Annotated in this window: 20 protein-coding genes; 10 read left to right on the top strand and 10 right to left on the bottom strand. The window is 71.7% G+C overall.

Features of this window, described 5'->3' with window-relative positions; genetic code table 11:
- Positions 1-185: 185 nt before the first annotated feature.
- Positions 186-872, top strand: coding sequence for a GntR family transcriptional regulator (locus AC21LY_RS22460; RefSeq protein WP_489048794.1), 687 nt, complete (start codon positions 186-188; stop codon positions 870-872).
- Between the two features lie 17 nt (positions 873-889).
- On the opposite strand, the gene AC21LY_RS22455 is transcribed toward AC21LY_RS22460, so the two are convergent.
- Positions 890-1105 carry a hypothetical protein gene (locus tag AC21LY_RS22455; RefSeq protein ID WP_489048793.1) on the bottom strand — a complete coding sequence of 72 codons (216 nt, stop codon included), beginning with the start codon at positions 1103-1105 and terminating at the stop codon, positions 890-892.
- 26 nt (positions 1106-1131) lie between these two features.
- Complete coding sequence (locus AC21LY_RS22450; RefSeq protein WP_489048792.1) at positions 1132-1494, bottom strand: DUF732 domain-containing protein; 363 nt, start codon at positions 1492-1494, stop codon at positions 1132-1134.
- 358 nt (positions 1495-1852) lie between these two features.
- On the opposite strand from AC21LY_RS22450, the gene AC21LY_RS22445 reads away from it, so the two are divergent.
- Positions 1853-2971, top strand: a complete 1119-nt coding sequence (locus tag AC21LY_RS22445; RefSeq protein ID WP_489048791.1) for an adenosine deaminase — start codon at positions 1853-1855, stop codon at positions 2969-2971.
- A 60-nt stretch (positions 2972-3031) separates the two neighbouring features.
- On the opposite strand, the gene AC21LY_RS22440 is transcribed toward AC21LY_RS22445, so the two are convergent.
- The 3 genes from AC21LY_RS22440 to AC21LY_RS22430 all read right to left on the bottom strand — a co-directional run bounded on the left by AC21LY_RS22440 (position 3032) and on the right by AC21LY_RS22430 (position 6057).
- Entirely contained in the window at positions 3032-4348 is a 1317-nt protein-coding gene (locus AC21LY_RS22440; RefSeq protein WP_489048790.1) for a primosomal protein, read from the bottom strand.
- Between the two features lie 234 nt (positions 4349-4582).
- Positions 4583-5764 (bottom strand): C40 family peptidase, encoded by a 1182-nt coding sequence (locus AC21LY_RS22435; protein WP_489048789.1) that lies wholly within the window; start codon positions 5762-5764, stop codon positions 4583-4585.
- A complete protein-coding gene (locus AC21LY_RS22430) occupies positions 5761-6057 on the bottom strand; it encodes a hypothetical protein (RefSeq protein ID WP_489048788.1) in 297 nt (98 codons plus the stop codon). The genes AC21LY_RS22435 and AC21LY_RS22430 overlap by 4 nt, the downstream gene beginning before the upstream one ends.
- Positions 6058-6135: 78 nt before the next feature.
- On the opposite strand from AC21LY_RS22430, the gene upp reads away from it, so the two are divergent.
- Positions 6136-6765, top strand: coding sequence for a uracil phosphoribosyltransferase (upp, locus tag AC21LY_RS22425; protein ID WP_489048787.1), 630 nt, complete (start codon positions 6136-6138; stop codon positions 6763-6765).
- Between the two features lie 10 nt (positions 6766-6775).
- Here the strand turns inward: upp and AC21LY_RS22420 are convergent, their stop codons facing one another.
- Genes AC21LY_RS22420 through AC21LY_RS22410 form a run of 3 tightly spaced genes read right to left on the bottom strand, consistent with a single transcriptional unit; the run spans position 6776 to position 9785 of the window.
- Entirely contained in the window at positions 6776-7264 is a 489-nt protein-coding gene (locus AC21LY_RS22420) for a hypothetical protein (protein WP_489048786.1), read from the bottom strand.
- A gap of 59 nt (positions 7265-7323) precedes the next feature.
- Positions 7324-8946, bottom strand: coding sequence for a phospho-sugar mutase (locus AC21LY_RS22415; RefSeq protein WP_489048785.1), 1623 nt, complete (start codon positions 8944-8946; stop codon positions 7324-7326).
- Positions 8943-9785, bottom strand: a complete 843-nt coding sequence (locus AC21LY_RS22410; RefSeq protein ID WP_489048784.1) for a purine-nucleoside phosphorylase — start codon at positions 9783-9785, stop codon at positions 8943-8945. The genes AC21LY_RS22415 and AC21LY_RS22410 overlap by 4 nt, the downstream gene beginning before the upstream one ends.
- 32 nt (positions 9786-9817) lie before the next feature.
- Here AC21LY_RS22410 and AC21LY_RS22405 point away from each other — a divergent pair, with 32 nt between their 5' ends.
- From AC21LY_RS22405 to AC21LY_RS22390, 4 genes are all read left to right on the top strand, one after another.
- Positions 9818-10528, top strand: coding sequence for an enoyl-CoA hydratase/isomerase family protein (locus AC21LY_RS22405; protein ID WP_489048783.1), 711 nt, complete (start codon positions 9818-9820; stop codon positions 10526-10528).
- A 56-nt stretch (positions 10529-10584) separates the two neighbouring features.
- The gene (locus AC21LY_RS22400; RefSeq protein WP_489048853.1) at positions 10585-11733 is read left to right on the top strand and encodes an amidohydrolase; all 1149 of its coding nucleotides are present in this window, start codon (positions 10585-10587) and stop codon (positions 11731-11733) included.
- Positions 11730-12935 carry an amidohydrolase gene (locus AC21LY_RS22395; protein ID WP_489048782.1) on the top strand — a complete coding sequence of 402 codons (1206 nt, stop codon included), beginning with the start codon at positions 11730-11732 and terminating at the stop codon, positions 12933-12935. Before AC21LY_RS22400 ends, AC21LY_RS22395 begins: the two co-directional genes overlap by 4 nt.
- Before the next feature lie 185 nt (positions 12936-13120).
- Entirely contained in the window at positions 13121-13516 is a 396-nt protein-coding gene (locus tag AC21LY_RS22390; RefSeq protein ID WP_489048781.1) for a CopG family ribbon-helix-helix protein, read from the top strand.
- A 52-nt stretch (positions 13517-13568) separates the two neighbouring features.
- Here the strand turns inward: AC21LY_RS22390 and AC21LY_RS22385 are convergent, their stop codons facing one another.
- Complete coding sequence (locus tag AC21LY_RS22385; protein ID WP_489048780.1) at positions 13569-14063, bottom strand: gamma-glutamylcyclotransferase family protein; 495 nt, start codon at positions 14061-14063, stop codon at positions 13569-13571.
- A 90-nt stretch (positions 14064-14153) separates the two neighbouring features.
- On the opposite strand from AC21LY_RS22385, the gene AC21LY_RS22380 reads away from it, so the two are divergent.
- From AC21LY_RS22380 to galK, 3 genes are read left to right on the top strand one after another with little or no spacing between them, the layout of a single operon-like run.
- Positions 14154-15557 carry an NAD(P)H-quinone dehydrogenase gene (locus AC21LY_RS22380; RefSeq protein WP_489048779.1) on the top strand — a complete coding sequence of 468 codons (1404 nt, stop codon included), beginning with the start codon at positions 14154-14156 and terminating at the stop codon, positions 15555-15557.
- Positions 15558-15594: 37 nt separating this feature from the next.
- Positions 15595-16695: a galactose-1-phosphate uridylyltransferase gene (galT, locus tag AC21LY_RS22375; RefSeq protein ID WP_489048778.1), complete on the top strand. Its 1101-nt coding sequence runs from the start codon at positions 15595-15597 to the stop codon at positions 16693-16695.
- On the top strand, positions 16692-17765 hold the full coding sequence (galK, locus tag AC21LY_RS22370; protein WP_489048777.1) for a galactokinase: 1074 nt from the start codon (positions 16692-16694) through the stop codon (positions 17763-17765). The genes galT and galK overlap by 4 nt, the downstream gene beginning before the upstream one ends.
- Here the strand turns inward: galK and AC21LY_RS22365 are convergent.
- The coding region (locus tag AC21LY_RS22365) for an ATP-dependent 6-phosphofructokinase (protein WP_489048776.1) at positions 17762-18778 on the bottom strand (1017 nt) is incomplete at its 5' end. The two genes, galK and AC21LY_RS22365, sit on opposite strands and share 4 nt — an antisense overlap.

Here is an 18778-nt window from a genome sequence, read left to right as displayed (position 1 = left end):
ATACCAAAGTTGATTCCGTGAAGAATAGACGATTCGTTTGACCGGTGTGCCATCACCCTGAATTTTCGCTTCAAACTGGTATGATGTCTAGGTAACTATCGTGGCGCCGCCGGGCGGCGGATGGTGCAGCGACGGCCTGCGGTATACCTGGGCTGCTGGTTCGCCGGGACCAGCGCGAAAACGAGATGAGGACGGTCATGGAGCGAGCCGGGCGACGCGGTGAGCTGGTGAGCTGGGTGTACGGGGAGTTGCGAGCGCGCATCCTCGACGGTCGCCTGGCGGCCGGGAGTGTCGTCCGGGAGCGCGAACTCAGCGAGGAACTCAACGTTTCCAGGGTGCCGATCCGTGAGGCGCTCCCGCGTCTGGAAGCAGGCGGGCTGGTCGTGCTCGAACCGCGGCGTCCGGCTGTGGTCACCACGGTGACCCGAAGCGGTGTCGATGAGCTGTACGACATCCGCGCAGTCCTTGAGCCGCTCGCGGCCGCGAAGGCCGGCAGTGCGGTCCGCGCGGGTGCCGATCCGCGGGCTCTGACCGAGGCTGCGGATCGTGCCGGCGCCGCGCTGGACCGCCGGGACATGGAGGGCTTCCATCGCGCCTCCGGGGAGGTTCACGCCGAGGTGGAGGTCCTTGCCGGGGGTGCGCTCTATCCGGTGGTGATGGACCCGCTGCGGGAACGGAGCAATCGGCTCAACATCGCGAACATGGCCGCGCACCCGGTCGAGCGGCACCGGGAGCACGTCCAGCTCGTCGAGGCGATCGCGTACGGAACGCCCGAGGTGGCGCGCGCGATCGCTTTCACGCACGTCGAATTCGGCCGCATCAGGGTGCTGGAAACCCTTCATTCCGTTCCGGGGTACGACCCCGGTCGTTGAATTCCATGCGCTCGGCGTCAGCGGAAGTCACGGGCTTCCAGGATCGCGATCCGATTCTCGAGGCGCTCGACAGTGCTGGTGATCTCGTAGTGCATCCGGACCAGTACTTCGATGGCGTGTCGCATTTCATTGATCGTCATGGGAAGCGGCGACCAGCTCGCCTCGTCGTACACCTGATCCGTCCGTCGCAGTAGCGTGTGGCCTTCGCCGAGCACATGACGGGGGTCGGACATGGAGGACTCCTTATCGGTGATGGTTCTCAGAGCGCTCGCTGGGAGAATTGATTGATCCGCGAGGCCGTGTCCGGGCAGTAGTTCATCGAAGCCGCGGACGTGACGATGAAGGCGTCGTACGCGTTCACTCCGTTCGAACCCACGTCCCGGACGATCTCGCCCACTGGCTTTTCCGACCGCAGTACTTGACAGATCCGGATACCGATCTCGATCAGGTAGCGTTCGTTGCCGCCAACGGCGACCGTCCCGGATTGGCTGCTCCGTATGGCTGCCAAATAGGCCCGGTCCGCGGTCGTCAGCGTGTCGGGATCCGCCGCCGCGGGATATCCGATAGCGCCGCCGCCGAGCGTGAGAAGAAGTGCCGCAATGGCAGAGCTCAGGTGTTTCATCATCGCCTCATCCAGGTACGCGAACGAAGTCGGGACATTCTCCCCGGGTCGCGTACATCGAACTCGACGTTCGCGAGCCTTGATTGTCGCAGAGTTGGTATACCGGCGGCAAGTCTCGATTGCGTGAATTGTTTCGCCAGGTCGAATGATTCAGGAATTCGATGGTGGAATTCCTCAACGATTCCGCGATGGCGTGCGCGCGGACGGCGTGGTATCCGATCGGTGGCGCTCGTTCGCAGTCGCGACCGGGTGTCGGCCGCACCTCCGCCGCCGGCCCGGCCGTCCCGACATCGTCATTCCCGACGGCGCATCGTCATTCCGGACGGCGCGGTGGAGGCGGAGCCGGTAGTTTTGCCCTATGGCGAATCCGGTCGGCCCGACACCCATCGATCTGAAGTCCCTGCGTCGCGCGCCCAAGGTGCTGCTGCACGATCATCTCGACGGCGGGCTGCGCCCCGCGACCGTCCTCGAGCTGGCGGAGCAGACCGGTTATGCGAACCTCCCCGCCACCACCGAACCCGAGTTGGCCACGTGGTTCCGAGAGGCGGCCGACTCCGGCTCGCTGGTGAAGTACCTCGAGACCTTCGAGCACACCGTCGGCGTCATGCAGACCCCGGAGGCGCTCGCCCGGGTGGCGCGCGAGTGCGCCGAGGATCTCGCTGCGGACGGCGTCGTCTACGCGGAGGTGCGGTTCGCGCCCGAGCAGCACCTCGAGGGCGGGCTCTCGCTCGACGAGGTGATGGAGGCCGTGCTGGCGGGATTCGCCGCGGGGGAGTCCGCGGCCCGCGTCGCGGGCCGCCCGATCGTGGTGCGCTGTCTGGTGACCGCGATGCGGCACGCCGCCCGTTCGCGGGAGATCGCCGAGCTGACGGTGCGCTGGCGCGACCGCGGCGCCGTCGGCTTCGACATCGCCGGGGCGGAGGCGGGATTCCCGCCCAGCCGCCACCTCGACGCCTTCGAGTACATGCGGGATCATTCCGCGCCCTTCACCATTCACGCGGGCGAGGCGTTCGGCCTGCCCTCGATCCACGAGGCGCTGGCCTTCTGCGGCTGCGATCGCCTCGGTCACGGCGTGCGCATCGTCGACGACATCGCCGGCATCGAACCGGGTTCCACCGACGTCTCGTCCGCGGTGCTGGGCCGGGTCGCGGCGCGCGTGCGGGACGCGCGCATCCCGCTCGAGATGTGCCCCAGCTCCAACGTCCAGACCGGGGCCGTGACCTCGATGGCGGAGCACCCGTTCGACGTGCTGGCCCGGTTGCGGTTCCGCGTGACGGTGAACACCGATAATCGGCTGATGGGCGACACCACGATGAGCGCGGAGATGCTCACGCTGGTGCAGACCTTCGGCTATGGCTGGAGTGACCTGCAGCGGTTCACCATCAATGCCATGAAGTCCGCGTTCCTGCCCTTCGACGAGCGGCTCGCGCTCATCGACGACGTGATCAAGCCCGGCTACGCGGTGCTCATCGGCTGACGCCGGCCGCCCCATGGCGGCGCGCGGGCCGATCACGGCCGCGGGCCGCCGCGGGCGCGGTCACTTGGAGACGAGCCGGTCCTCGAAGTCGTGCTCGAGGGCGCGCCAGGCCTCGGCCTCGTTGTCGAACGGGCCCGACGGTGCCAGCCGGCGCGGCTGCGGATCGAGCGCGTAGGAGACGAAGAAGCCCAGCGGGGTGGTGGGGCGCAGGGCCTCGCGGACCGACGTGTCCTCGGCGAAGTCGGCCGAGTCCAGGAGCAGTTCCACCGCGAGATCGAGCTGGTCGCGATCGATCCGGCGCGGACCGTCGGCGATGTCCTCGCCGATCCCGGGAAGCACGTAGACGTTGTCGTCGTAGACCTCGATCTCCAGCGACCCGTCGGTCGCGGCCACCCGCACCTCGTCGTAGGTGGAGACGGACGACAGATCGGTGTCGTCGTCGTCCGCGAGGTACCGCGCCAGGGCGCCCTCGGAGTCGAAGACGAAGATCTTCCCCTTGCGGCCCAGGAAGACGGGGCTGTCGTCCAGGTAGCAGCGCAGGGTGTAGTACTCGCCGGTGGAGGTGATGATCTTGATCGGGTCGATGCCGACCTGGCCCCAGAAGGAGTCGTCCTCCTCGAAGTCGTCCTCGTCGTCCTCCGCGGTCCCGTCCTCGGTCGCGTCGTCGTCCTCGAACTCGTCGTCGTCTGCATCGAGGTCGTCGGTGTCCAGCCCGGGCACGTCATCGAGGTCGTCGTCGAGATCCTCGGCGTCGGCGGCGAGCGCCGCGGCCTTCTCCTCGGCGGCCGCGAGTTCCTCGGCGGCGGCCTCGGTCAGCGTGGCCGAGACCTTCGGTGCGCTGACGACGCTCTCGATCGCGTCGATCACGTCGTCCCACTTGCGGCTGATGATCTGGCCGACCTTGTGCCACATCTCCGCGCCCTCGCGGCCCTCGAAGTTGCGGGTGCCGATCCGGACCGTGCCGAGCACGGGGTTGCCGTTGAAGAACTTGGTGACGTCGATCAGCTCGCAGACCTCGCCGATCAGGCCGACGATCTCGAGCGTGTCCTCCAGCTCGGCGATCACCTCGGGGGTGGGCTCTTCGGCCGCCAGCTCGGGTACCGAGATCAGGTCGAAGCTGCGGTCGTCGCGGGGCACGAAGGCCTCGGCGGGGAGGGTGGTCAGGGCCTCCCACGCCGGGTGATCGTCCAAGTCGTTCGCTTTGCCGCTGCGGGCGAAGGCGACCAGCTCGGCGACCGAGGAGAAGCCGTACAGGTCCTCGTCGAGGCCCAGGAACGCCTCCCACTCATCCTCCCCGTCCCGCCAGCGCGGTGCCCACAGGGTGTACACCGGACCATCGGTGAGGCCGAGTTCGATCGGGACGATGTCAGACGCCATGGCGCCCACACTAGTGCACTACTCCGGCTCGGCGTCGGCCAGAGGATCGGAGTACTTCCGCAGCACCTTCAGTACGCGCGGATCGGGCTTGCGGCCGTTCAGCAGAGCGGCCTTCGCGGCTACGCGTGCCAGCTCCAGGTGGAGTTCAGGACTGATCGGCGGACGCCATGACGATCGCGCCGATCAGGTTTCGTTCGGTCGGGGCGGCGACGAGCCACAGCGAGGCGCTCATCGCTACCCCGTGGGCCGGAAGAAGCCGTGGAACTGCTGGCCGATGTTGTCGGTGCGGATGGACGAGATCTGGACGGGATCACCGGCCTCGATCATCTTGCCCCCGCCGATCACCATCGCGACGTGCCCGCTCCACACCGCGAGATCCCCCGGGCGCAGGTCGGACGCGCTGACGGCGGCTCCCACGCCCTGCTGATCAGCGGTGCGCGGCAGTTCGATCCCGGCCTGCCGGTACGCCCATTGCGTCAGCCCGCTGCAGTCGAGCCCCACCCCTGCCGTCGTTCCGCCCCACGCGTAGGGCACACCCAGTTGGGTGAGCGCGGCCTGCACCGCCGCGGCGGCCTTCGCATTCGGCGCCTTGACGACGGTGCCGTCGGGGAGGCGCACGTCGTAGCCTCCCTTGCCGTCGGCGGTCACCGTCGACCTGCCGGACCGGCGGGAGGCCGACACCGTCTGCGCGCCTGTGCCTTTGCCCGAGCCGCCTTTGCCCGAACCGCCCTGTGCCGCGGAGCCGAGGGCCGAGGTGAGACCCCCGAGCGGCGATCCGCCACTGCCGGACCCACCACCCGAACCCGTGCCTCCGCCGCTCCCGGACGGCGCGGCCGCCGCCGGTGTCGCGGCCGCGGTGGTCGATGCCGGGGTGGTCGCCGCGCCACCGTCGACGGTGCCCGGCGCGCTCGGTGTGCTCCCGGCGAGCCCGGCGACGGTCCCGGTCTCGCCGTCGAGTTCCTCGCGCACCGAGCGCAGCACGTCGAGGGCCTGCTGCAGGTGCTCCGCGGCGAGCGTGAGCACCGCGATCAGCCCGGTCGGATTGAGCAGCGTCGGATTCGCCGCCTCGGCCTTGCTCACGAAGGAGTCGAGGATCGCCTGCAGCCGGACGCGGCCCCGGCTCACGACCTGCGCGGCGCTCGTAACCGAGGCGCGGATCGCGCCGGTGTGCTGCGCCAGTGCACCGGCGGCGGTGCCGCCGCGGCCGATCGTGGCCTGCGCGGTGGTCGCGTCCAGTCCCGTCCACTCCCGCCCCACGGTGACCCTGGCCGTGTCGGTCTGCGCGCTCACCCTCGCCAGCTCGGCTTCCACGCCGCGGATCGCGGCATCCACCCCGGCGGTCGTGAGATCGCCGGAGCCGAAGGCGTCCAACAGAGCCCGCAGCGGCGCCGCCAGCGCCGCGACGATGCCGTTCACGGCGTCACCAGCCCGAGCAGCGCCCCGGCCCCGCCGGCGTCCGCCGAGACCGCCGACGCCGCGGTCCGGACGGCGCCCGCCGCCGCCGACGTGTAGAAGGCGGCCAGGCGCGCCACCTCGCCGTCCGCGGCGGTCACCGCGCCCAGCAGCTCGGCGAGGTAGTCACCGCCGACCAGCCCGAAGACCGGCGTGAGCGCCGCCGCCGAGACGGCGCCGGCCCCTGCGGCCCCGGCCACCGCCGCGGCCAGCGACCCCAACTCGTTCCCCGCCGCGGCGACCGCGCTCGTCGTCATCCGAAATGCTTCCATCGCAATACCCCCTCATTGATTGGACGCCCCAGGACCGCGCGCGGTTCCCGATACGCTGGCCGCATGCAGATCACCGTGGTCGATCACCCCCTGGCCGCCGTCCGGCTCACCGCCCTCCGTGCCGAGACGACGGACAACGCGTCCTTCCGCGCCGCGCTCAAGGAACTCACCCAGATGCTGGTCTACGAGGCCATGCGCGGGGCCACCGTCGAGGCCGTGCGGGTGACCACCCCGCTCGAGGTGACCGACGGTGCCGCGCTCGCCGCGCCGCCGCTCCTGGTGCCGGTGCTCCGCGCCGGCCTCGGCATGGTCGATCAGGCGCACGCGATGCTGCCCGAGTCGCAGGTCGGATTCGTCGGCATGGGCCGCAACGAGGAGACCCACGTTCCCGAGCCCTACTTCCAGTCCCTCCCGGCCGATCTCGCCGGCCGCCCGGTCTTCGTCCTCGACCCGATGCTGGCCACGGGCGGCTCGATGGTGGAGACACTGAGCCTGCTCGCGCGGCGCGGCGCGACCGACGTGACCGCGGTGTGCGTGGTGGCGGCGCCGGAGGGCGTGCAGGCACTGGCCGACTGCGGTCATCCCGTCCGCCTGGTGACGGCCACCGTCGACCGGGGGCTCAACGAGAACGCCTACATCGTTCCGGGCCTCGGCGACGCCGGCGACCGTCAGTTCGGTCCGCGCTGGACCTGAGCCCCGAACGCTAGGGCGTCGCCCAGAAGCCCGTCGCGGGCTCGGTGAACTCGCCCCGCGGGGTGCTGATCGCGAGGCCCGCGGGCGTGATGTTGATCGTCGCGTCCGGGGCACGTGCGACCCAGCCGGGGCCGGCGGGGAGGACGCCCTCGATGCGGGTGCCGGCGTGATCGTCCATGCGCCAGCCCGCGTAGTACAGCGCCCCCGCGTGCTCGCACACCACGGCCTGGGAACGCGGGGTCAGCACCATCATGCGCGCGGTGTCACCGTCGGCGCAGCGCGCCGGGGTGCCCAGGAAACCGAGCGCGTCGGTGCCGGGGATCGACGGTGCGGGGGCCGGCGGCGCGGGCGGCTGCGGGGCCGACGACGGTGCGGCCGGCGACTGCGTGGCCGACGAGGAGGAGGGCGGCGCGGCGAGACGGACCGGCTCGGGAGCCCTGCGCTCACTGACGTACGCGGTGGCGGCGACGGCCGCCCCGACCACGATCAGAACTCCCACCAGGACGGACACTGCGATCACCCGACCGCGCGCCGGGTTCCCCGGGCGCCCCGCCCGGCTCACCCGAGGGCCGCCCACTGACGCACCGTCTCGGTCGCGGCGGCGAGCCGGAGGCGGGCGCGCGCCTCGGCGTCGCCGGTATCACCGTCCGACACCGGCTCGACCACCTCCAGGTAGAACTTCGCCTTGGGCTCGGTTCCGGAGGGCCGCACCGTGACCCGAACCCCGTTGCCCCGGAAGACCAGCGCGTCCGTCGCGGGCCGCGCCGCCAGCAGATCCGCACAGCCCACGGCGATGCCCGCCACCTCGCCGGGCGGATTGGCGCGGAGGGCCGCCATGATCGCGGCGATGCGGGAGACGTCGTCGACGCGCAGCGCGTACTGGCCCGAGAGGTACACGCCGTGGCGGCGATACAGCGCGTCCAGCGCATCGGGCAGGCCGCGGCCCGACGCCTTCAGGGCCGCGGCGTACCCGGCGGCGACGACCGCGGCGGAGATCCCGTCCTTGTCGCGCACCGTCGCCGGATCGACGCAGAGGCCGAGCGCCTCCTCGTACGCGAAGACCAGGCCGTCTCCCGCGCGCACGAGGTTCTTGAAGCCGGTCAGGGTGCGGGCGTACCGCGCGCCGTGCGCCTCCGCGATAGCGCCGAGCAGCTCCGAACTGACGATCGTCGTGGCCACCAGGGGATCCGACGGTGCCCCGGCGAGCGGTTCGTCGAGCAGGTGCGCGCCGAGCAGTGCGCCGGACTCGTCGCCGGTGAGCATCCGCCACCCGTCGGGGAAGCGGGCGCCGAGGGCGCACCGGTCGGCGTCGGGGTCGAGGGCGACCGCGAGGTCGGCGTCCACCCGCTCCGCGAGGGCGAGCAGCAGATCCGAAGCGCCGGGCTCCTCGGGGTTGGGGAAGGCCACCGTCGGGAACTCGCCGTCCGGCGCGAACTGCGGTTCGACGACGTGCACGTCGTCGAAACCGCTGCGGCGCAGGGCCTCCACCGCGACCTTCCCGCCGACGCCGTGCATCGGCGTCAGGGCGATCCGCAGGGGTGCGGCGGGCGCCGGGCGCAGCGAGGAGACGCGGTCCAGGTAGGCCGCGACGACCTCGGTCGCGCGCGGGTCGGCCGGCGCCGCGGCACGGGCGATCGTCTTCGCGGGCGGGGCCGCGGTGATGAGCTCGAAGATCTCCGCATCCGCGGGCGAGACCAGCTGGGCGCCGCCGCCCACGTAGACCTTGTAGCCGTTGTCGGCGGGCGGATTGTGCGAGGCGGTGATCTGCACGCCGGCGACCGCGCCGAGCGCGCGTGTCGCGAAGGCCACCCAGGGCGTGGGACCGGGCTCGGGAAGCGCCACGACGGCGAATCCCTGCGCCGCGAGAACCTCGGTCGCGGCGGCGAAGAAGGCTTCGGAGCCGCGCCGGGCGTCGCGCCCTACGACGACGGTGCCGCCGCCCAGGCACTTGCCCTTGAGCCACTCGCCGAGGGCCCAGGTGGCGCGGGTGACCACCGCGACGTTCATACCCGCCGGCCCGCCGCGCACCGGGCCGCGCAGGCCCGCGGTGCCGAAGGTCAGGGGTGCCGCGAAGCGCTCGGCGAGCTCGTCGCCGCTGAGCGCCTCGAGTTCGGCGCGGGTCACGGGGTCGGGGTCGGCGTCGATCCAGGCACGGGCGTCCGCCGGGAGTGGCGCGCTCATGCCTGGATCGCCTCGATCACGTCGGCGAGCAGGCCGCCCATCCGGGCCGCGGCCGCGCGGCCCGCTTCGAGGACCTCCTGGTGATCGAGCGGTTCGCCGGTGATGCCGGCGGCCAGATTGGTGACGAGCGAGATCCCGAGCACCGCAGCACCTTCGGCGCGGGCAGCGATGGTCTCGTGCACCGTCGACATGCCCACCAGGTCGGCGCCCAGCGTGCGCAGCATGCGGATCTCGGCGGGAGTCTCGTAGTGCGGGCCGGGAAGGCCGGCGTAGACGCCCTCGTTCAGCGACGGGTCGACCCTCTGCGCCAGCGCCCGCAGCGCGGGGGAGTAGGCGTCGACGAGGTTGACGAACTGCGCGCCCACGAGCGGTGAGCGCGCGGTGAGGTTGAGGTGATCGGCGATCAGCACGGGTTCGCCCACGAACATGCCCTCGCGGAGGCCGCCTGCGGCGTTGGTGAGGATGACCGTGCGTGCGCCCGCGGCGCACGCGGTACGCACCGGGTGCACCACGCGCGAGAGGTCGTGTCCCTCGTAGGCGTGGGTGCGGCCCAGCAGCACGAGGACCCGCTTGCCCCCGACGACGAGCGCGATCGCGGTGCCCTTGTGGCCGGCCGCACTTGGCGGGGCGAAATGAGGCAGGTCCGCCATGGCCACGGAGCCCGTCTCCACCCCGCGCGCGGCGAGCGCCTCCGCGGCCGGCGCCCAACCGGAGCCGAGGACGACGGCCACGTCGAAGGCCTCGCCCCCGGTCGCCGCGCGCACGGCCGTCGCGGCCTCCCGCGCGGCTGTGGATGGATCATCGATGCCGAAGTCTCGTGCTGCCGGATCATGCGCCATGTCTCACGATGCTAGCGGCTATCGTGATCGCCATGCCTTATGTCACGCGGACCGACGACGTCTTCACGCTCTACCTGGGGGACGAGGGGGTCGAGCTGTCGGAGACGAACCCGGAGAACCGGTTCTCGCCCGATTGGGTGGAGGCCGTTCACGCGCGACTGGACGAGATCGAGGCGCAGGCGGCCGGCGCGCCCGCCGCGCTCGTCGTCACCGCCACCGGCAAGTTCTTCTCCAACGGCCTCGACGTGATGTACATCCTCGCGAACGCCGGCGAGCTGCCCGCGTACCTGGACCGCGTGCACACGGTCTTCAGCCGCCTGCTGACCTTCCCGATGACCACGGTGGCGGCGATCAACGGCCACGCCTTCGGCGCCGGCGCCATGCTCGCCCTCTCGTGCGACTCCGCCGTGATGCGCGCGGACCGCGGCTTCTTCTGCCTGCCCGAGGTCAGCCTCAAGATGGGCTTCACCCAGGGCATGGCGACCCTGCTGCGCTCGCGGCTGCCCTACCAGAGCGCCCTCGAGGCGATGACCACGGGCCGGCGCTACGGCGGCGGCGACGCGGTCGCCGCCGGCATCGTCGGCTCCGCCGTGCCCGAGGCCGAGCTGCTGTCCACCGCGACCGCCCTCGCCGCTGCCAACGCCGCCGCGGACGGTCCCACGCTGAACAAGATCAAGAACGACCTGCACGCGCCGCTCCTCGCGGACCTCGCCGTCCCGACGACCGAAGTCAAGTTCGGCTGACGGTGACCGACCGCGTCACCTCCCTCCTGGAGGCGCTCACCGGCACCGTCGACCGGATGTACGGCGACCTGGTCGCCGTGAGCCACGCCGTGCACGCGCGCCCTGAGCTCGCCTTCGAGGAGTTCCACGCCTCCGCGCTGGTCGCGGATGCCCTGGCGGGGAACGGTTTCGCGGTCGAACGGGGGATCGCCGGCCTGGAGACCGCCTTCGTCGCCCGCGCCGGCTCCGGCCTGCTGCGCGTCGGCGTCTTCGCCGAGTACGACGCCCTGCCGGGCATCGGGCACGCCTGCGGACACAACATCATCGCCGCGGCGGCCGTCGGCGCGGGCGCCGCGCTGGCCTCCGTGGCCGACGAGCTGGGCATCACCGTTGAGGTCTACGGCACTCCCGCGGAGGAGTCCGGGGGCGGCAAGGTACTCATGCTGGCGCGCGGCGCCTTCGACGGCCTCGCCTGCGCGGGGATGGTGCACCCCGCGCCCTTCGACGTGGTGCGCACCCGCACCCTGGCCCTCGCCGACCTCGCGATCCGGTACACCGGCCGCGAGGCGCACGCCTCCGCGGCGCCGTGGGCCGGCCGGAACGCGGGGGACGCCGCCACCGTCGCTCAGGTCGCGCTGGGGCTGCTGCGCCAACACCTGGAGCCGGGACAGCAACTGCACGGCATCGTCAGCGAGGGCGGGAGCGCGCCGAATGTCGTGCCCGCCGCCGCCGAACTCCTGTACTACCTGCGGGCCGACGATGCGGAGTCGCTCGAGCGGCTCACCGCCCGGGCCGGGGACTGCTTCGCCGCGGGCGCGCTGGCAGCGGGCTGCACCCACGAGCTGACCGAGGTCTCGCCCGCGTACACCGAGTTGCGCAGCGACGACGCGCTGGCGCACGCCTACCGCGCGGCGGCGGTCGCGATCGGCCGGTCGCCGGTGGCGCCGGAGTTCGAGCGGTTGGTGCCCTTGGGGAGTACCGACATGGGCAATGTGAGCCACGCTGTACCGTCGATCCATCCGCTGATCGGCCTCGAGACCGGCGGGGCGGTGACCCACCAACCGGAGTTCACGGCCGCCGCCGCGAGCGAATCCGCCGATCGGGCCGTGCGCGACGGCGCCCTGGCCCTGGCCGCAGCCTTCGCTGCGGTCGTGGAGGACGAGGATGAGCGCACGCGGCTGCTGACCGGGGCCGGGCGCCGCGGCAGAGATGGAGGCGGACGGTGACGGGCACGGCGAGCGGGACTGCGGGTGAGGATCTCTCGAGGGCCGCGTACGTGGACCAGTGGCTGCGGCGCAAGGGTGACTGGCTCCGCGAGTTCCGGCGCGATCTGCACACGCACCCCGAGCTGTCCTGGCGCGAGCAGCGCACCACGGGCGCCGTCTTCGAGGCCCTGACGGCGGCGGGTCTGCACCCGCGCAAGCTCTCCACGACCGGCCTGGTGTGCGATCTCGGGCCGGCCCGCGGCGAGCGGGTCGCCCTGCGCGCCGACATGGACGCCCTGCCGATCCACGAGGCCACCGGCCTCGACTTCCAGTCCACCACGCCGGGCGTCTCGCACGCCTGCGGGCACGATGCGCACACCTCGATCCTGCTCGGGACCGGCCTCGCGCTCGCCGAACTGGACCGGGCCGGCCGGCTCCCCGTGGGCGTGCGCCTGATCTTCCAGCCCGCCGAGGAGGTCATGCCCGGCGGCGCGCTGTCGGCGGTGCGCGACGAGGTGATGCGGGGCGTCTCCCGGATCTACGCGCTGCACTGCGACCCCCGCATCGAGGTCGGCAAGATCGGCGTCCGCTCCGGCGCGATCACCTCGGCCGCCGACCACGTCGAGGTGATCCTGCACTCGCCCGGCGGCCACACCTCGCGACCGCATCTGACCAGCGATCTGATCTACGCCATGGGCACCGTGATCACGGGGCTGCCCGGCGTGCTGTCCCGCCGCGTGGACCCGCGCTCCGGCACGATCATGGTGTGGGGAGCCGCGAACGCCGGCTCGGCACCGAACGCGATCCCGCAGATCGGCGCGCTGCACGGCACCGTCCGCACCGGCGAACACCCGATCTGGGAGTCGCTGGAGCCGCTCGTGCGCGAGATCATCGCCGAGTTGCTCGCGCCCCTGCGGATCAAGCACGAGGTCAACTACACCCGTGGCGTCCCCCCGGTCATCAACGACCACCTCGCCGCCACCCGCCTCGCCGACGCGGCGCGCGCCGTCTCGCCCGACGGTGCCGTCGACACCCCGCAGTCCGGCGGCGGCGAGGACTTCTCCTGGTACCTCGAGGAGGCGCCCGGCGCGATGGCGCGGCTCGGCGTGTGGTCCGGCCAGGGCCGCCAGTACGACCTGCACCAGCCCGATTTCGTCCTGGACGAGCGGGCGCTGGAGATCGGCGTGAAGGTCTTCACCAACGTGGTCTTCGCCTCCGCCTAGCCACGAGCACTCCGCTGCGCAGGGCGAGTTCCGGGTGGGACCGCCGTCGGCGAACTCTGCCGCCGCAGACCGATGGACGCCTCATCGTAAGTGTCATACACTTGTGGTGTGGAGATCGTCGTGGTGACTCGGCTCTGCGGGTTGGACCCGGTTCGCGCACAGCGACCACAGAGAGGGGAGAAGCGATGAGCACGGGCAAGAAGACGGCCAGCCCCTCGGCGGGGCGGGCCACGAAGACTGCGAGGTCGTCGGTCACGGGCCGGTACGCGACCAAGGGGGATGCGGTTCGTGCGGCGCGCAAGGTCGCGCGGTCGGAGGAGCGGTACGAGGCGATGGCCGATGCGGTGGAGGCCGGCGAGTTCCGGCCGGTTCCCGGCACGCTGGCGGGGCCGCTGCTGAAGATGGGCCGACCGGCTGCGGACGAGGCCGGCCGGGGCAAGTCGCCGGTGCGTACGGTGCGGCTGCCGCGCGAGCTGGATGAGCAGCTCGCCGCGTACGCGGACGGTGCGCAGAGCACGCCGTCCGATGTGATGCGCCAGGCGGTCGCGGAGTACCTGGAGCGGCACCCGCTCGGCGCGTAGCTGCGTGACGAGCTGGCACCGTCGGCCTGCGGGCTGGACGCCGCCTGAACGACTACTCCGGGCCGTCGGCGGAGGCGCCGGGACCGGGGCCGACGTTGCGGGACTCGCGGGTGCGGATGTCGAGGACGTAGTCCTCGGGGGCGCCGGCGATGTACGCCGCGTCGGCCATCACGCCGAGGTAGCGGGCGGAGGGCAGGCCGCCCTCGAAGGCGTCGACCACGTACAGCCAGGCCAGGGTGGAGCCGCCGCCGATGAGGTCGACGCGGGCCTTGAGCTTGACGTGGATGCCCAGCTCGGAGCCCTCCCAGCGGTCCAGGGAGAGCTCGTCGTCCGGCGTCACGTCGTAGAGCACCACGAAAACCTTGGCGTCCGGGTCGGACCGGTCCTCGGTGACGGTAGCGAGCGCGCCCTCCCAGCCGATGTCCTCACCGGCGAACGTCAGGCGCCAGCCGCGCAGCCACCCCGTACCTGCCATGGGCGAGTGCGGGGCGCGCTCGGCCATCTGGTCGGGGTGCATGTTGGAGCCGTAGGCGGCGTAGATCGGCACAGACTGAACTCTAGCGCGCCCGCCCGCACTGGACGGCCGAGCGGGACCGTGGCCGCACGCGGCGGGGGCGCGGACGATAGCGTGGATGCCATGACGAACATCGTGATCATCGGCGGCGGTCCGGCGGGGTACGAGGCGGCGCTCGTGGCGGTGGCGCACGGCGGCGACGTCACGGTGGTCGAGTCCGACGGGATCGGCGGCGCGTGCGTCCTGTACGACTGCGTCCCGTCGAAGACCTTCATCGCCTCCACCGGCATCCGGACCGAGACCCGGCGCGCCGTCGACCTGGGGATCGAGCTGCATTTCGAGCGCGTCGAGATCGACGTCGAGCGGATCAACAACCGCGTCAAGGACCTCGCGTCGGCGCAGTCGGCGGACATCCGGGCCAGGCTCGTCGGCGAGGGCGTGCGGATCATCCGCGGCACCGCCTCGCTCGCGCCGAGCAACCCGGGGATGGCGCAGCACGTGGTGAACGTGGTCACCCCGACCGGCGGCGAGCAGACCCTCGAGGCCGACGTGGTGCTGGTCGCCACCGGTGCCTCGCCCCGGGTCCTGGAGTCCGCGCAGCCCGACGGTGAGCGGATCGTCACGTGGCGCCAGCTCTACGACCTGGCCGAGCTCCCGACGCACCTGGTCGTGGTCGGCTCCGGCGTCACCGGCGCCGAGTTCGTGCACGCCTACACCGAGCTCGGCATCAAGGTCACCCTGGTCAGCTCCCGCGACCGAGTGCTGCCGCACGAGGACGAGGACGCCGCCCTCGTGCTCGAGGACGCGCTGGTCGACCGCGGCGTCTCGCTGGTCAAGCGCGCCTATGCGGACAAGGTGGAGCGCACCGAGGACGGCATCGTCGTGCGGCTCACCGACGGCCGCACCGTCGAGGGCTCGCACTGCCTCATGACGGTCGGCTCCATCCCGAACACGGCGGGTATCGGCCTCGAAGACGTGGGGATCGAGCTGAACAAGGGCGGCTACATCCCCGTCGACCGGGTATCCCGCACCAAGGTCCCCGGCATCTACGCCGCGGGCGACTGCACCGGCGTGCTGCCGCTCGCCTCCGTCGCCGCCATGCAGGGCCGCGTCGCGATGTACCACGCGCTGGGTGAGGGCGTCTCGCCCGTCAAGCTCAAGACCGTCTCCTCGGCGATCTTCACCCGCCCCGAGATCGCCACCGTCGGCGTCTCGCAGGCGGCGATCGACGACGGTACCTATCAGGCGCGCACGGTCATGCTGCCGCTCGCGACCAACCCGCGCGCCAAGATGTCCGGCCTGCGGCGCGGCTTCGTCAAGATCTTCTGCCGCCCCAACACGGGCATGGTGATCGGCGGTGTCGTGGTCGCGCCCAACGCCTCCGAGCTGATCCTCCCGGTGACCGTCGCGGTGCAGAACGGCCTCACCGTGGACGATGTGGCGCAGACCTTCTCCGTCTACCCGTCGCTCTCCGGTTCCGTGACCGAGGCCGCGCGCCAGCTCATGCGCCAGGACGACCTGGCCTGACGGGCGTCGGGCCGGTGACTGTTCGGGGCGCGGCGCCGTGAACCGCACGATCGCCGAGCCCACCGTCTCCCGTCTGGCGGACGGGCGGGAGATCCTGTTCTTCTCCTCCGATTCGCGGCCGCGCATCGGGGTGGATCGCCGGGACCTGCCCGCCCGCCCCGTCGTGCCCGTGACCACCGTGCGGCGGGATCCGACGACCGGGGACGGCGTGATCATCGCCCCTGCACGGCAGGAGCGCACGTACAAGCCGCCGCGGGCGATGTGTCCGCTGTGCCCAGACCCCACCGGGCTCTCCAGTGAGATCCCCGCCGAGGACTACGAGGTGGTGGTCTTCGAGAACAGGTTCCCGTCGCTCGCCACGCCGCCCGGTTTCGAGCGGGAGCCGGACGGTGCCGCGGATCCCTTGCGGGTGGAGAGGTCCGGCATCGGGCGGTGCGAGGTGGTCTGCTTCGCCAGCGACCACGACGGATCCTTCGCTCGACTCTCGCGGGCGCACGCGCGGCTGGTGATCGACGCGTGGAGCCATCGGACCGCGGAACTGTTGGCCCGCAGGGACATCGAGGAGGTGTTCTGCTTCGAGAACCGCGGCGAGGAGATCGGGGTGACGCTGCCGCACCCGCACGGCCAGATCTACGGCTACCCGTTCCGCACCCGGCGCACCGCCACGCTGCTCCGCACCGCTGCGCAGTACCGGGCCGAGCACGGTGCGGATCTCTTCGAGGACGTGCTCGCCGCGGAGATCGCCGACGGTACCCGCATCCTCGTGCGGACGGAGCACGTGACCGCGTTCGTCCCGTACGCCGCCAAGTGGCCGGTGGAGGCGCACGTCTACCCGAATCGACATGTGCGCAACCTGTCCGAGCTCTCCGATGCGGAGGCCGACGATCTCGCGGAGGTGTACCTGGTGCTGCTGCGGGCCTTCGACGCGCTCTACGACGAGCCGCTGCCGTACATCGCGTCGTGGCACCAGTACCGGTCCGAGGCCGCTGAGGGCTACCTGCACGCGGAGCTCTTCTCGATCCGCCGCAGCACCGACAAGCTGAAGTACCTGGCGGGCTCCGAGTCCGGGCGCGACGCCTTCGTCACGGACAAGACCCCGGAGACCATCGCCGGCGAGCTGCGGGCGGTGATCGGATGACGGTGCGCGCCTTCGCACCCGGCCGGATCAATCTGATCGGCGAGCACACGGACTACAACGACGGCTTCGCCCTGCCCATCGCCCTCAAGGCGGGCACCGTCGCCGAGTTCGACGCAGCGCCCGTCGGTTCCGCGCTCGAGGTGTCCTCCGCCCAGGCGGACGGAACGGTGGTGATCCCGCTGGGCACCGCGCCGGGCGGGGTCGGCGGCTGGGCGGCCTACGTGGCGGGCTGCGTATGGTCCTTACGGGCGCACGGGATCGACGTACCGGCCGGGGCGTTGCGGCTGCGCTCGAACGTGCCGGTGGGAGCGGGACTCTCGTCCTCGGCCGCGCTGGAGTGTGCGGTCCTGCTGGCGCTGGCGCCCCACGGCACGGACCGCACGGAGCTCGCGCGGATCGCGCAGCGCGCGGAGAACGAGTACGTGGGCGCGCCGACCGGGCTCCTCGACCAGATGAGCAGCTTGTACGGTGCTGAGGGCACCGCGCTCCTGCTCGACTTCCGCACACTGACAACCGAACCCGTGCCGCTGAGGCTCGGCGATGACGTGCTGCTCGCGATCGACTCGCACTCGCCGCACCGGCACGTCGCGGGGGAGTACCGGCGCCGCCGCGAGGCCTGCGAGCGGGCGGCCGCGGAGCTGGGCGTGCCATCGCTGCGCGACGCGGAGGACCGAGCGTGGGAACGCCTGGCGGACGACGAGACCCGTCGCCGGGCCCGGCACGTCCTCGGCGAGAACCGCCGCGTGCTCGAGGCCGCTGCGGCCCTCCGGGCCGCGGATCATGTCGCGTTCGGCGCGCTGATGAGCGCCTCGCACGCGTCGATGCGCGACGACTTCGAGATCACTGTTCCGGCCATCGATCTCATCGCCGAGACGGCGGTACGACTCGGTGCCTACGGCGCGCGGATGACGGGCGGCGGCTTCGGCGGCACCGTCGTCGCCCTGGCTCCCGCCGGGGCGGCGGAACGGATCACCGACGAACTCCCCGGCGTCGTGGCGGCGTCCGGTCACGCCGTCCCGACGGTGACCTCGGTCCGCCCGGGACGGGGTGCGTACGTTTCGGGCGGTTAGCCGAAGAATTCGGCGGCGTCGTTGTAGCGTTCGCGGGGGACGCGTTTGAGTTGTTTGACGGCGTCGGCGAGGGGGACGAGGCCGATTTGGGTGCCGCGGAGGGAGACCATGTTGCCGGTTTTGCCGGCGTGGGCGGCGTCGGCGGCGTTGACGCCGTAGCGGGTGGCGAGGACGCGGTCGGCGGGGGTGGGGGTGCCGCCGCGTTGGACGTGGCCGAGGACGGTGGTGCGGACTTCTTTGTTGATGCGTTTTTCGATTTCGACGCCGAGTTGGTGGGCGACGCCGGTGAAGCGTTCGTGGCCGAATTCGTCGGTGCCGCCGAGGCGCAGTTCCATGGTGCCTTCGGCGGGTTTGGCGCCTTCGGCGACGACGCAGATGAAGCTGGAGTGGCCGCGTTGGAAGCGGCGTTTGATGAGGGAGCAGACTTCTTCGACGTCGAAGGGGACTTCGGGGATGAGGACCATGTGGGCGCCGGAGGCGAGGCCGGCGTTGAGGGCGATCCAGCCGGCGTGGCGGCCCATGACTTCGACGAGCATGACGCGTTGGTGGGATTCGGCGGTGGAGTGGAGGCGGTCGATGGCGTCGGTGGCGATGGTCAGGGCGGTGTCGAAGCCGAAGGTGACGTCGGTGCAGTCGATGTCGTTGTCGATGGTTTTGGGGACGCCGACGACGGGGACGCCTTCGTCGGCGAGCCAGGAGGCGGCGGTGAGGGTGCCTTCGCCGCCGATGGGGATGAGGACGTCGATGCCGTTGTCGTCGAGGGTTTGTGTGATCCGGTCGAGGCCGGCGCGCAGGATGTCGGGGTGGGTGCGGGCGGTGCCGAGCATGGTGCCGCCTTTGGTCAGGAGGCGGTCGTTGCGGTCGTCGTTGGACAGTTGCACCCTGCGGTCTTCGAGTAGTCCGCGCCAGCCGTCTTGGAAGCCGACCACCGCTGACCCGTAGCGGGAATCGCTTGTGCGGACCACCGCCCGGATCACCGCGTTCAAACCCGGGCAGTCACCACCACCGGTCAG

This window comes from Tsukamurella sp. II2bb, from assembly GCF_057815145.1.
Note: the sequence above shows the minus strand (reverse complement) of the source record. Positions and strands in the feature narration are given on the sequence as shown.